This is a genomic window from Bacillus sp. BS98, assembly GCF_008432245.1.
GTDB classification, from domain to species: domain Bacteria; phylum Bacillota; class Bacilli; order Bacillales; family Bacillaceae_G; genus Bacillus_A; species Bacillus_A toyonensis.
This window is the reverse complement of record NZ_CP043830.1, coordinates 2,842,033-2,855,931: the sequence shown is the minus strand read 5'-3', so window position 1 is coordinate 2,855,931 and position 13,899 is coordinate 2,842,033. Positions and strand designations below refer to the sequence as shown.

Sequence of the window (13,899 nt, the reverse complement as noted above, 5' to 3'; positions counted from 1 at the left end):
TGATGTTTGGATGCTGCCGCAAAATTTTCCGGATGAGACTTATATAAATGCAAAAGGGAAATTTTATTTTTTTCTTAAAATAAAGAATTTCGTTTGTAGAACAGTCTTTCTGCAACTTTATCAATATGAAGTTTATGAAAAAGAACACGCCATTCAGCCTGCATACTGGGGTGGTTATATACGACATAATGTGATTCAACGCAGAGTATATAATCAACAGAAGCAGTTTATAGAAGATCAATATGTAACGGAGAATCACGCTATAATGATGTACGAACCATTTTTAGTTTGTAAAAATGAAAATAGTGAGTAATATGGTAAACGCATAGATTATATAGTATAGCATGTATGTAATTCTTATTTTTATCAAAAAAGTATAAATCCTAAATTTACTTGGTTTTCATTGGAATGAAAATAAGAAACACAGATGTGAAAAAGCACTGTGTTTTTTTTATGTATTTATTGGAAAAAAACTCGAATTCTCGGCACAAATGCTCCTTCTTTCTTATTATAAAAGCTATTTTGGACGTAAGAAATTTGTAAGAAATGAGTAAGAAAAAAGAGATTTTCATTGTATAAAATATTTATTATATCTACACATAACACCTGATACTAATAGTATGCTATAATATGAATTAGCAACATACAGGAAAGGAATTAGAAAAATGACCTTACAAAATACTAAAAATTTAAAAAAACAAGTTGCTCCTTTTGAAAAATCAACGATTAAAAAAAGTGTTTGGCAACTTATCAACACAATAGTTCCATTTATTATTTTATGGTACCTTGCTTATAAAAGTTTGTCAGTTTCTTATTGGTTAACATTAGTTCCATCTCTGTTAGCCGCTGGATTTATGACACGAATTTTCATTATTTTTCATGATTGCACCCATTATTCCTTTTTTAAAAGTCGACGTGCAAATAGAATAGTTGGAACATGTATGGGTGTTTTAACTTTATTCCCATTTGATCAATGGGGGCATGAGCATTCTATTCACCACGCTACGAGTGGTAATTTGGATAAGAGGGGTACAGGGGATATTTGGACGCTTACAGTTGATGAATATGTAGCTGCACCATTTAGACTTCGTTTAGCATATCGTTTATATCGCAATCCATTCGTTATGTTTGGATTAGGTCCGATTTATGTTTTCTTGCTTAAAAATAGATTTAACCGAAAAGGTGCAAGACAGAAAGAACGTATGAATACTTATTTGACGAATATATTAATCGTTGCTTTAATAGGGGTACTTTGCTGGGCAATCGGATGGCAATCGTTCCTTTTCGTACATGGTACTATATTCTTAATAGCAGGCTCAATAGGTATTTGGCTGTTTTACGTACAGCACACATTTGAGGATTCTTATTTTGAAGAGGATAAAGATTGGGAATATGTGAAAGCGGCAGTGGAAGGAAGTTCTTTTTATAAGCTTCCAAAAATTTTGCAATTCTTAACTGGTAATATTGGATTCCATCATGTTCACCATTTAAGCCCAAGAGTACCTAACTATAAACTAGAAGAGGCACATAATAATACGCTTCCGTTAAAAAATGTACCAACGATTACGCTTGCTACAAGCTTACAATCACTACGTTTCCGTCTTTGGGATGAGAAAAGTAACAATTTTGTTAGCTTTAAAGATGTCAAAAATATAATTAAAAATAATGTTTCTGTTCGAGTGAAATCTGAACTATAACTTCATCGCATATGAAAAACTCCCCTTAATCATTTTTGATTTAAGGGGAGTTTTTGTTTAAATAGTAGATGATTGATGAGGAGGGGATTTCAAATTGTAATTACGAAGGATTAGGAAATGTCGTTAAGGATAATTGATTCTCGTTTAAATGAAAATGATGAAGTGAAAATAGAGCCTGCTACAAATTTGCAACAGGAATCTATTATGGATAGCCGAAGACATCGGCTGAACGAAATTATCCGTTATCTTAATAGCGAATGATTACAATCGACTATTTCTCCCAAAGCTCGATGAGTCGTCCTTCAGGATCTTTAATCCAAATAAACTTTCCAAATTCACTAACCGCTTCTTTCTTTTCAAGAGGTATACCAATTTGTTCAAGATGGTGAATAGTCTCATGTAGATTATGTACTTGGAAATTTAACATCACTTGTTGTTCTGTTGGAAAATAATTGTCATCTTCATTGAAGAAAGAAAAGATAGTCTCAGTTCCTGATTCGGGTTTAATCACAGTCCCATTCCAATTTTCTATTTCAATCTTCAATACTTCGCTGTACCATTTTTTTATAACATCAATATTTTTAGTTCTCCAAAATATTCCTCCGAATCCTTTGATCATCTTATATAACTCCTGTCTATTTTAAAATTTTTAATGTGACGTAGTATAAATTTAATATATCAAAACAAAGTGGTAATAGTAAGGAAAAGCATCAACTTATGAACAATAAAAAAATAATAATTGCTAACAGCATTTCCTACATTAATTATACCGACATCATCTTTGAAACCAAAGTAAAGGAAAGGAGTGTAGCAATACTGACCCGTTTGAGGATAACACTTGAACGCAAAAACCTCCTGAACAATTCAAAACACGAAGTGCTATAAATAATCATTTCAATAGTATAGAAGAAATAGGGGAATTGTTCCTGAGAAAATGAATGAAGGAATGATAAAAGACCGCACATGAGGTGAAATCCATGCGCGGTCTTCTCTGTATCGTACAGTACTACAAAGGTTCGCTAATTTTACCTTCTTTATGAGTGCTACTGGTGATTTTTTTCTTAATCTTAAAGTGATAGTAAGTGTAGCAAAAGATGATAAATGGTACAGTACAGTAGATTCCTAGTCTTTGATCGGGGATAAAGATAAGACTTACTAATATAATGCCATACAATCCAAAACCAAGAATGGGTACAAGTGGATAAAGTGGAGTTTTGAATTTTAAGTCTTCTAATTTTCCACCTTCAGCTAAATAGCGTTTACGGAAAAAGAATTGAGAAACACAAATTGACATCCAAACAATGATTGTAATGACTCCAGAAATTGAAATAAGCCATAAATAAACCGTTTCAGCAGCTACCACGCTTGTCAAAAGAGAAAAAGCAGAAATAGCTATCGTCAAGATTAAAGCGTTTAGTGGTATTCCTCGTGATGATAATTTCTTTAAAAAGGCTGGCGCCATTTCATTTTTTGATAATGACCAAAGCATGCGAGTTGCGGCGTACAGTCCTGAGTTTGCGACAGAAAGAACAGCGGTAAGAATAACAAAGTTCATAATATCAGCTGCATACGGAATACCGATATTATCAAAAACAGCAACGAATGGGCTCTTTGTTAATCCTGCTTCTTCCCAAGGAATTAAAGCTACGAGAACAAAAATTGCTAAAACGAAGAAAAACATCGTGCGCCATATAATATTTCTAATAGAACGAGGCAAAGTCTTTGCTGGATCTTCACTTTCACCAGCTGCGATTCCGACAAGTTCTGTACCTTGGAAGGAATAATTGACTGTAACCATTGTTAATAGGATAGCGGCAAGTCCATTTGGGAATAAACCACCGTGATTTATGAAATTTGAAAATAGCGGGGCTGGTTCGTTTCCTTTTAAATCAATAAAACCGAACATAGCGGCGCCGCCAAGAATAATGAAAGCGATAATGGCAGATACTTTAATGCTTGAAAACCAAAACTCTGTTTCTGCATAACTACGAGCAGATAATGCGTTTATAGTGAATATGGTAACACCAAATATTAAACACCAAACCCAGACAGGAATATCAGGAAACCAGCGCTGCATCGTAATTCCGGCAGTTGTAAATTCAAGACCGGTCGTATTCGCCCAGCTTAACCAATACAACCATCCGATTGTAAACCCAGTTGCAGGATTAATGAACTTGGTGGCATATTCCTGGAAAGAACCTGAAACAGGCATGGCTACAGCAAGCTCACCAAGACATAGCATAACGAGATACATTAATAATCCACCGGCCATAAAGGCAAGTACGGATCCGCCAGGTCCAGCTTTACTTATAATAAAACCAGATCCGTTAAATAACCCCGTTCCAATCACACCACCGAGTGCAATTATGAATAAATGTCTACTTTTCATTGTGCGCTTTAATTCATTGTTTGTATTGTTTACTTGCGTCAGTGTTTTCCTCACTTTCAAAATTGGTAGTATGAAAATTGACGTTTTTCCGTATTATGGAATGCATTCCGTGATGTGAAATATTGTTCTAATTTTCAGATAATTAAAAAGAAAAGTCAATATTTTTTTGTTTGCGTTTTCAAAATGTTGATTGCGTATCTTTTGTTTATTTTGAAAATTAAATAAATTGATTGATTTCAGTTTGAATTTTTGATAAATTGATAGTTAATTAGGCTAAACATACTACAAGTAAAGTTGAGGCGAATTATGGTACAGTCCATTGATCGAGCGATAAGTATTATTAAGCTATTAAATTCTACAAATGAAAAAGAGTATTGGGCTATTTCTGATATAGCTGATGGAACACATCTTCCGGTTAGTACAGTACATAGATTACTTAATTCTCTAATGGAGCATGGGTTAGTTACACAAATTTCAGAAACAAAGCAGTACAAGATTGGGCCAATGTGGATGGAAATAGGATTACGTCAATTGGAGAAGGTAGACTATAGATCTGTTGCAAGGGAAGTGATGAAGCGATTGGCCGCTGAAGTGGAAGAAAGTGTCTATTTGAACATTCCAAATGGAACTCATTCTATTATTATTGAAAGAATTGATAGCCCTTTAAAAATTCGGGTTATCGATAACTTAGGGGAACAGATTCCACTTTCGATTGGCGCCGCAAATAAAACGATGCTTGCCAATATGAAAACGAATGAAATGGAATACATTGTAGAACAATTACTTTCTTCTTTACCAGAACAAAAGCAAATTCTTCTTAATCAAATAAAACAAATAGAAAATGAAGGATATGCTGTAAGTTATGGTGAAAAAACAGAAGGGACAGCTTCAGTAGCTGCACCTATTATCGGATTCAATCATAAAGTAGTAGGAGCATTAAGTGTTGGGTTAATTAGTCATCGTATTAATGATGATCGACTATCTTTTCTTATTAGTAAGGTAAAAGAAGCAGCTCATGAAATTTCAATAAAAATCGGCAGTACATCAGAATTATAATTTTGATAACTGTCGTTATTTTTTATTCATATATTGGAATTGATTTTCATAATGCGGAAAAATAGGGGGGTTACTATGTCAAAGTGGCAATCAAAAGAACAATTGATTCAGTTATTAAGCAATCTTGTTGAAATTCCTAGTATTACAGGTTCAGAAGCTGAAGTTATATTACCAGACTTTGTTGTAGAACAATTATCTGACTTACAGTATTTCAAACAAAATCCGCATCATTTGCAAAAAAATCCGACGGGGGATGGACGATATTTTGTTACCGCCCTAGTAAAGAAAAGTGATAGTACGAAAAATACTGTAATTCTTGTTAGTCATTTTGATGTTGTAGATGTACAAGATTATGGAGTGTGGAAAGAAGATGCATTTCATCCTAAAAAGTTAACATCTATGTTTTACTCTCATAAAGATGAACTACCAGATCATGTACGTGAAGATATAGAACAGGGAGATTGGCTATTTGGTAGAGGGACAATGGATATGAAATGTGGTCTAGCTTTACAAATGGCAATGGTTGAGCAAGCTTGTGAAGGAAGATTTGATGGGAATGTTCTTTTATTAGCTGTTCCAGATGAAGAAGTGAACTCCGTAGGGATGAGAGCAGCTGTTCCGAGATTATTAGATTTAGCAAGAGAACATGATTTAGAATTTAAAACGGTTCTAAATTCAGAGCCTATGTTTTCAAGGCATCCTGGGGACCAAAATAAGTATATTTATACTGGTTCTATTGGGAAGGTGTTACCTGGTTTCCTTTGCTATGGAAAAGAGACACATGTAGGTGAACCTTTTGCAGGCTTAAATGGGAGTTATATGGCTGCATTATTAACAGCAGAATTAGAGTTGAATACGGACCTTTGTGATATTGTAGATGGTGAAGCGAGTCCTCCACCAACTAACTTGCTTCAAAGAGACTTAAAAGAGGACTATTCTGTACAAATTCCGCATCGTGCAGTCACACTATTTAATTTGTTTTTACTAGAAAAATCGATGACAGATGTCGTTTCGTTGCTGCGTCAAAAAGTAACGAAAGTAGCAGAGAAAATCGAAGAGTCTTACGAGAAGCAAGCATATCGTTTTTCTAAATATAATCCGTTCATACCTCCTAATCTTAAAGTAAATGTATTAACGTATGAAGAGCTTATCGCGTATGCAATTGAACAACATGGAAAAGAGACAATAAATGATATTCAATCTAATATTATAAAAAATAGAGAAGATAAAGATGATCGTGCAGTAACAATCGATTTAGTTGATAAATTAGCTATATTATGTAAAGAAAAAGCGCCGATGATTGTACTTTTCTTCGCTCCGCCGTACTATCCAGCTGTGAGTTCACGCAACAATCCTTTCATTAAAGAGGTAGTTGTAGAAATGGAAAAGTATGCCCAATACAATCATAGCATTACATTTGAAAATCAAAATTATTTTGGAGGAATTTCAGATTTAAGCTATGTGGGCTTACAGAACCCATTGGATTCAATGAGTTCTCTTGTAGACAATATGCCATTATGGGATAAAGGCTATTCAATTCCACTTCAGGAATTAGAAGAGTTTGACGTTCCAGTATTAAATATGGGGCCGGTAGGAAAAGATGCACATCAATGGACAGAGCGTCTAGACGTAAATTACGCATTTGAAACGCTATTCGATATGTTACCGATATGTATTGAAAAATTACTTGTATCTAATAAAATTACTCAGTCATAGTTAGGTGTGTATAAAAGTGAATGAATGGAAAACATAACATTCAGAAGGTATAGAAATAGAAGCCAAAAAGAGGATTTGAATATAATTATTTTAATATAATAAAAACAAAACGGGCAAACTCAATCATTTATGAATTTGTCCGTTTATCTTTTGGCGAAAATAGGGGTATGTAAACTACATGTGTATATAGTCAAAAACAGTTTGTAATTAGTGTTTACTTTTTAGTTTGATTAGATAATTCAATAGACTTTTGCGTGCAACGTTGCATAGCTGAAATGATGGCTGTTCGCAAGCCTTTTTCTTCTAATGTTGCTACAGCCTCTATTGTCGTTCCGCCTGGGGAACAAACCATATCTTTCAATGCACCTGGATGTATTCCTGTTTCCAATACCATTTTTGCAGAACCTAACACAGCTTGAGCTGCGAATTTATATGCTTGATTTCTTGGCATACCATCTAGTACAGCAGCATCTGCCATCGCTTCTATAATCATATATACGTATGCTGGCGAAGAACCACTTACAGATGTTACAACATCCATTAATTTTTCGCTTACGATCTCTGTTTGACCAAAACTATTGAAAATGTTTAGTACATCTTCTAAATCTTTTTCTGTAACCATTTCGTTAGGGCATAAAGCAGACATTCCTTCTCCAACAAGAGCAGGAGTATTAGGCATTACTCTCACAACCTTTAATTTTTTATCAAAGGCATCTTCAGTACTATTAATGCTTTTCCCTGCAGCGATTGTTACGACGATAACGTCGTTTTTGATTACTTCTTTTATTTCATTAATTACGGAGGAGTATAAGTCTGGTTTGATTGATAAAATTAAAATATCAGCATTTTTAGCTACTTCATTGTTGTCAGTAGTTGTAGTTATCCCGTATTTTTCACTAGCATTTTTTAAATTCATAGTGTTCAAATCTGAACACATGATTTTATTTGAAGATACTATATTATTGTTTATCATACCGCCAATTATAGCCATCCCCATATTTCCGCATCCGATGAATCCAATTTGTTTGTTCATAATAACTCGATCTTGCTCCTTTTATAATTAATTATATCGGTTTGATATTATTATCTTAGAATAAGAATAACATCCCTGTGCAATATAAAGAAACATTCTAAGAGAATATATTCCTTTTTGCAACACTAAAAGATAAAAATTAATTATATTCGACATTATGTAAATATATACACTATAATTTAAGGTTTTATGCTTATGAATATGAGTTAAACTTATATCAATTTTTATTTTCATTCAGTAGGGCGATAATTTCATACAAGTAACTTGCGGCTCTATTTATTTTTAAAAACACCTCTTGACACCGAATCGAACTATATCGCATAATATAAAAAAATCAGATCGAAAATCGTTGAAGGGAATTAGTACATATGTCTTCTTACGAAAGAGAGTGGAATTCACCGGCTGAAAGATTCCTCGTATAGAATGTATCGAACCTATCCCTGAGTCTTAAATGAAAGTTTAGGCGTTCGCCTGCGTTATAGGCGTCAAGTGGATATCTATGTATATCAATCAAGGTGGTACCGCGGAACAATGACCGTTTCGTCCTTATTATTTTATTAAGGGCGAAGCGGTCATTTTTATTTTGCTCTTTCATACTACAGGGCAGCATGGATGAGAATAAATATAGCTGCAAACTGAATGAATAGAAGTGTAATGTATAAAAACTTTGATTTTAGACTTGGGGGTTACAAAAGTGAAAAAACAACGAATTGTTGTAAAGATAGGGAGTAGTTCCTTGGCAGATAGTCATGGAGGCATTTCTAAAGAACAACTTTCAGATCACGTTGCCGCATTGGCACGACTGAAACAGGAAGGGCATGAAGTTTTGTTAATTACATCTGGAGCCGTCGCAGCAGGTTTTTCTGCTCTTGGGTATCCTAGCAGACCAGTGACAACTAAAGGGAAACAGGCTGCAGCAGCTGTCGGACAAAGTTTATTAATGCAGGCGTACACAGAGGAGTTCCGTAAATATGATATTGTTACTGCACAACTTTTATTAACGAGAAGTGATTTTTCTAGAAAAGAACAATACAGTAACGCGTACGCTACTTTAGGAGAGCTACTAAACCGTTCCGCTCTTCCTATCATCAATGAAAATGATTCCATTTCTTTAGAGGAGCTGACGTTCGGTGATAATGATATGCTGTCAGCTTTAGTAAGCGGACTTGTGTCGGCAGATATGCTTATGATTTTTACGGATGTGAACGGTTTATATGACAAAAATCCTCAAAAAAATACGGATGCGAAAAAATATTATTTTCTTCCTGAAGTTACGGAAGAAATCGCTTCTCTTGCTGGAGATGCTGGTTCAAAACTTGGAACTGGCGGTATGAAATCAAAAATCGATGCTGCAAAGACGGCACTATCTCTTGGAGTGAGTGTATTTATCGGAACAGGACGTGGACAGGAAAAGTTTTTAGATGTTTTGAAGGGCAAAGGTGATGGAACGTATATCGGTAATGCTCCTCAAAAAGTAATTAAAATGAACAAGCAATGGATCGCCTTGCATTCGCTTGTTAGCGGTCAAATTGAAGTAGATGCCGGGGCAGCTACTGCTATCATTCAACATGGAAAGAGCCTTCTTCCTGCTGGTGTTACAAATGTGTCAGGATTTTTCCAAGTGGGTGAAGTCGTGGAAGTAATTACGCAACAAGGGCGCGTAATAGGAAAAGGACAATGCACATATAGCGCGGAGGAACTAAGGAATTTAAAAGGTATGAAAAGCCAAGATATTCAAGCAAGAGGCGAAAGGCATAATTATGAAGTCATCCATAGAGATCATTGGGTTTCATTTTAAGAAAAGAGAGCACGCAAATTTGAATGGGCAGGTAAGTTTTAGATACTCGTGTTAAATGGTTCTCAAATAATATACTGATTAACCTTTAAAAAGGAGGAAATAAAAATGAATGAAGTGTTGGCAAAGGGGAAAAAAGCGAAAGAGGTTGCTAGAGAACTTGTGCTTACATCTACAAATCAAAAAAATGAAGCACTTACCGCAATTGCTGATCAGTTGATAGTAGAAACAGCTTATATTGTAGAGGAAAACAAACGGGATATTGAAGAAGGTAAGGCAAAAGGATTTTCTGAGTCACTCCTTGATCGTCTTATGCTGAATGAACAACGTATCATTGATATGACTGAGGGAATTAAGCAGCTAATTGATTTACGTGATCCTGTTGGGGAATGTGTAAGTGCATGGGAAAGACCAAATGGACTATCTATTCAGGAGATGCGAGTACCACTTGGTGTTGTCGGGATGATTTACGAGGCAAGGCCGAATGTGACAGTAGATGCTGCTACAATTTGTTTGAAAACAGGAAATGCAGTCATATTGCGTGGTAGTTCTTCCGCTATCCATTCTAATAAAGCGATCGTTGCTGTAATTCACCGAGCGCTCAAACAAACGAGCTTGCCTCAAGAAAGTGTACAGCTCATAGAAGATACGACGCGAGATAGCGCGAAGCAGTTATTTACATTAAATGACTACTTGGATGTTCTTATCCCAAGAGGTGGCAAGCAATTAATCGATACTGTAGTAAGAGAAGCGTCTGTTCCAGTACTTGAAACAGGTGCGGGAAATTGTCATATTTTCATTGATGAAACAGCGGATAAACAAATGGCATTTAATATTATTATAAATGCAAAAACGCAGCGTCCATCTGTATGTAATGCAATTGAAACGATTATACTTCATGAAAAGTGGGCGCAGCAATTTGGTAGCGAACTGTTTTCTTTATTGAAGGAAAGAGGCGTGGAGCTACGTGGTGATAAGAAAGCATTGGCAATTGATTCTTCTATTGCATTCGCTTCAGAAGAGGATTGGGAAACTGAGTTTTTATCTCTCACGCTAGCAGTTAAAGTCGTTTCTACAGTAGAAGAAGCGATTCATCACATAAATACGTATGGATCTATGCATTCTGAAGCGATTATTTCAGAAAACGAGGAAAACGTCAGCAAGTTTTTCACATCCGTTGATGCCGCAGCACTTTATCATAATGCATCGACTCGTTTTACGGATGGATCTGAATTCGGATTTGGCGCAGAAATTGGCATCAGTACGCAAAAGCTACACGTAAGGGGACCAATGGGGCTTCCTGCATTAACTTCTACAAAATATGTGATTCGTGGGAATGGACAGATTCGGGGATAAAAATCATAAAAGAAAAAGTGAAATAATAACGAAAGACACCCAATTTCATTTAGGTGTCTTTCGTTATTATAAGTATTGATTTACCACACAAAAAGCCCCACGAGCATAGCGCTTAACAAGGAAACAGCCATTCCGCTAACAAGAAGCTTCCAAACATTTTTACCGATTATTGATGATTTTTCTCCGCCAAATAATGAATTGTAAGTTCCGTATATCATACCTACTGTACTAAAGTTAGCAAAAGAGGCTAGAAATGTAGTTGCAACAGCAATCGTATGCGGTTGTAAAGACTTTAAGTTTGATTTTAAATCCATCATGGCAACAAATTCATTCGTTGTGATTTTGATTCCCATTAATTCAGCTACATACATAGCATCTTTACCTGTTAAACCGAGTAAAAAAGCAAAGGGGCTAAAGATAATGGAGAAGATTTTTTGAATTGTTAAACCTGCTACAAAAAAGCTTAAAATACCATTTAAACATGCTGTTAAAGCTACATATCCAATTACCATAGCTAAAATAACGATTACCATATTCATTCCGACTAACATACTGTTTGAAATAGTAGAAAAGAAATCTTTTTTTTCATTTTTTGAAGGTTTATAAACAACATCTTCTTCTTTCGTAACTTCAATAGGATTTAAAACATTAGCTAAAATTAATGCGTTAATACAGTTTAAAGGAATAGCGCTGAAAATATATGTTGCTGGAACCATTGATAGATAAGCACCAAGAATGGATCCGCTGACACTACTCATACTCATAATTCCAAAAGTCAACAAACGATTTTCTTTTAAAACAGATAATTGATCACGAACAACCGCAAGTGCTTCCGTATTTCCTAAAAACATCATTTGAATGGAAAAGAAACTTTCTAACTTTGGTAAACGAGAAATCTTAGAAATAAGTGCACCAACTTTATCAATGATCCAAGTTAAGACTCCAAAGTAGGAAAGGATATCAAAAAAAGTGATAACAAAAATGATAGGAAGTAAGGCGCTAAAGAAGAAATCAACTGTTTGATTTTCCATAGCTGAAGGAAATGCAAAACGAATACCTTCATTCGCGCACGATAGTAGCCAACTGAAAAATGACGCAATTTTATTAATAATAATACTGCCCAATTTGGTGCCTAACATAAACCACGTAATAAAAAGCTCCAATATGATTAGAATAACGATTGGTCTCCATTTTATTTTTCTTTTATTAGGCGAACAAAGGAAGACGATTAATATTACAACAAAAATCCCTAACATATTTAATATGAAATGCATGTCAACAACTCCTTGAGGCTTATTATTTGTATATAAAAAAGCCTCTATTCTTCCAAATTTGGATTATAATCAGGAGTTATGAAGAATGTGAATTATGTTTAGCATTCATCTATTTCAATTAATGTACTACCAATTAATGTTTTCGCTTTATAAAGTATATGTATTAGGAATGTAAAGCAACAAATTAAATCTATTGACGGAACGGAGGATAACTAATAACTGCATCCATTTTTAAATTGTTTAGGCGAAATACCAGTATGTTTTTTAAATACCTTTGTAAAATGACTTTGGTCGTGAAAATTTAGTACTGTAGAAATTTCGGATATAGAATGTCTCGTATATGTCATTAACTTTTTTGACTCATCGACTTTCGCACGCTGAATATATTCATTTAAAGAAATTCCAACTTCTTTTTTGAAAAGGGAAGATAAATAACTAGGGTTTAATGTGACTATTTCTGCAAGGATATTTAGTGTAATATCACCATAAAGATGAGTGAATATATAATTCTGACATACGTTTATATGTTTTGAATGTTGCTGCACTGTACTATTTTTGACACGTTCTGCAAACTCAAGTAACGCATTCTCTAAAAAAGGGGGAATTGCTTCATTTTTATGTATTTCTTCGAGTTTTTGTATAAATAAATCACTAATAGTATATGCGATTTCAGGGAAAACTCCACCTTCAATAGCAGATCTAGTTGCAAGTGTAATAGCTGCAATGGCAGAATTCTTTTGGCTTCGCAGGTGACTTGTCTTTGATAACACCCCAAGTTCTCCTGATTCAGGTAATCTCCTTAGATTTTTAATTAACTCCTCCTTTTTCCCTTGCTTAATACATTCAAATATTTTCCTCTCGGCTAGTGGATCGATATGAGTTAATGTACTTTGTCGTTGCTCTGATATATGTACATCAGGCTGTTCAATTTCGAATTCCGCCTTTTTTATTAGCATGTTTTTCTGCAGTATATCAGCTATGTCCAACTGTTTCTGATATAGCATGTAATAAAGCACTAAACTTACATTTAAAAAACTCATATTATTTAATACGGGTAGAGAACGATAATATCGAATCATTTCTTCTTTGTTTATTTTTAGTTGAAGATCATTAACAATGCCATTAATTGATGTTTCTGATAGCCTGGAATAAAGGACTGGTCCAACAATTATATTCCCACTAATTTGGTCGTTCAAACGCAGATGAATTGCGAAAAAGTTTTCGAGAAAGGCGGTCTCTACTAGTGACGGAAAAGTATAGGAAGGCTGTTCCTTATATAGTTCATTCAGTATTGCCTCTTTGGAAGAATACATAGGGTTATGCAGAATATTGGACGAGATTTCAAATACTAAATCTCCTTTGTTAGTAAGAAAATAGATAGGTGTTTTATGTAGATCAAAGACTAGCTTACAAATATAATATAGATCTTCTCGTTTGGAGCAATTCATTATTTTAACCTCTATTCTTTAAAAAACAGCTAAAATTTTTACAAGTAGTCTAAAAAATATACCATAATATCTGAAAGATAATAACTATAATATCATTAAGAAAGCGTTTACTTATATGTTTTTTAGGAGGGCTAT

11 protein-coding genes, 1 pseudogene and 1 other annotated feature are annotated in these 13,899 nt (G+C 34.5%); of the genes and pseudogenes, 7 read left to right on the top strand and 5 right to left on the bottom strand.

Features of this window, described 5'->3' with window-relative positions:
• Positions 1-97: 97 nt before the first annotated feature.
• The 3 genes and pseudogenes from F0362_RS14810 to F0362_RS30575 all read left to right on the top strand — a co-directional run.
• Positions 98-313: pseudogene (locus F0362_RS14810) on the top strand (vancomycin resistance protein); the annotation flags it as partial.
• Positions 314-665: 352 nt separating this feature from the next.
• Complete coding sequence (locus tag F0362_RS14805; protein ID WP_000174972.1) at positions 666-1,697, top strand: Delta(5) desaturase DesA; 1,032 nt, start codon at positions 666-668, stop codon at positions 1,695-1,697.
• A 117-nt stretch (positions 1,698-1,814) separates the two neighbouring features.
• Positions 1,815-1,958: a hypothetical protein gene (locus F0362_RS30575; RefSeq protein WP_000058621.1), complete on the top strand. Its 144-nt coding sequence runs from the start codon at positions 1,815-1,817 to the stop codon at positions 1,956-1,958.
• Positions 1,959-1,968: 10 nt separating this feature from the next.
• Here F0362_RS30575 and F0362_RS14800 read toward each other — a convergent pair whose 3' ends face one another.
• Complete coding sequence (locus F0362_RS14800) at positions 1,969-2,316, bottom strand: VOC family protein (RefSeq protein WP_000589582.1); 348 nt, start codon at positions 2,314-2,316, stop codon at positions 1,969-1,971.
• A 387-nt stretch (positions 2,317-2,703) separates the two neighbouring features.
• On the bottom strand, positions 2,704-4,128 hold the full coding sequence (locus F0362_RS14795; RefSeq protein ID WP_149890060.1) for an amino acid permease: 1,425 nt from the start codon (positions 4,126-4,128) through the stop codon (positions 2,704-2,706).
• Between the two features lie 264 nt (positions 4,129-4,392).
• Here F0362_RS14795 and F0362_RS14785 point away from each other — a divergent pair, with 264 nt between their 5' ends.
• Positions 4,393-5,142 (top strand): IclR family transcriptional regulator, encoded by a 750-nt coding sequence (locus tag F0362_RS14785; protein ID WP_000250754.1) that lies wholly within the window; start codon positions 4,393-4,395, stop codon positions 5,140-5,142.
• A 75-nt stretch (positions 5,143-5,217) separates the two neighbouring features.
• On the top strand, positions 5,218-6,858 hold the full coding sequence (locus F0362_RS14780; protein ID WP_000049536.1) for a M20/M25/M40 family metallo-hydrolase: 1,641 nt from the start codon (positions 5,218-5,220) through the stop codon (positions 6,856-6,858).
• Positions 6,859-7,072: 214 nt separating this feature from the next.
• On the opposite strand, the gene proC is transcribed toward F0362_RS14780, so the two are convergent.
• Entirely contained in the window at positions 7,073-7,891 is an 819-nt protein-coding gene (gene proC / locus F0362_RS14775; protein ID WP_001041316.1) for a pyrroline-5-carboxylate reductase, read from the bottom strand.
• A 340-nt stretch (positions 7,892-8,231) separates the two neighbouring features.
• Positions 8,232-8,442, top strand: a binding site (T-box leader).
• Positions 8,443-8,585: 143 nt separating this feature from the next.
• Here proC and proB point away from each other — a divergent pair.
• Entirely contained in the window at positions 8,586-9,689 is a 1,104-nt protein-coding gene (gene proB, locus F0362_RS14770) for a glutamate 5-kinase (RefSeq protein ID WP_000744732.1), read from the top strand.
• A 105-nt stretch (positions 9,690-9,794) separates the two neighbouring features.
• On the top strand, positions 9,795-11,042 hold the full coding sequence (locus F0362_RS14765; protein ID WP_001006647.1) for a glutamate-5-semialdehyde dehydrogenase: 1,248 nt from the start codon (positions 9,795-9,797) through the stop codon (positions 11,040-11,042).
• 80 nt (positions 11,043-11,122) lie between these two features.
• Here F0362_RS14765 and F0362_RS14760 read toward each other — a convergent pair whose 3' ends face one another.
• Together F0362_RS14760 and F0362_RS14755 are read right to left on the bottom strand one after the other, a co-directional pair.
• Positions 11,123-12,316, bottom strand: coding sequence for a nucleoside transporter C-terminal domain-containing protein (locus F0362_RS14760; RefSeq protein ID WP_000545491.1), 1,194 nt, complete (start codon positions 12,314-12,316; stop codon positions 11,123-11,125).
• A gap of 212 nt (positions 12,317-12,528) precedes the next feature.
• Entirely contained in the window at positions 12,529-13,764 is a 1,236-nt protein-coding gene (locus F0362_RS14755; RefSeq protein WP_000995839.1) for a helix-turn-helix domain-containing protein, read from the bottom strand.
• Positions 13,765-13,899: the final 135 nt, after the last annotated feature.

Bases quoted from the DNA above. Each gene is read 5' to 3' on its own strand.
- F0362_RS14805 (WP_000174972.1), top strand. From the start codon at position 666: ATGACCTTACAAAATACTAAAAATTTAAAAAAACAAGTTGCTCCTTTT.
- F0362_RS14780 (WP_000049536.1), top strand. From the start codon at position 5,218: ATGTCAAAGTGGCAATCAAAAGAACAATTGATTCAGTTATTAAGCAAT.
- F0362_RS14760 (WP_000545491.1), bottom strand. From the start codon at position 12,316: ATGCATTTCATATTAAATATGTTAGGGATTTTTGTTGTAATATTAATC.
- proC (WP_001041316.1), bottom strand. From the start codon at position 7,891: ATGAACAAACAAATTGGATTCATCGGATGCGGAAATATGGGGATGGCT.
- F0362_RS14785 (WP_000250754.1), top strand. From the start codon at position 4,393: ATGGTACAGTCCATTGATCGAGCGATAAGTATTATTAAGCTATTAAAT.
- F0362_RS14800 (WP_000589582.1), bottom strand. From the start codon at position 2,316: ATGATCAAAGGATTCGGAGGAATATTTTGGAGAACTAAAAATATTGAT.
- F0362_RS30575 (WP_000058621.1), top strand. From the start codon at position 1,815: ATGTCGTTAAGGATAATTGATTCTCGTTTAAATGAAAATGATGAAGTG.
- F0362_RS14755 (WP_000995839.1), bottom strand. From the start codon at position 13,764: ATGAATTGCTCCAAACGAGAAGATCTATATTATATTTGTAAGCTAGTC.
- F0362_RS14765 (WP_001006647.1), top strand. From the start codon at position 9,795: ATGAATGAAGTGTTGGCAAAGGGGAAAAAAGCGAAAGAGGTTGCTAGA.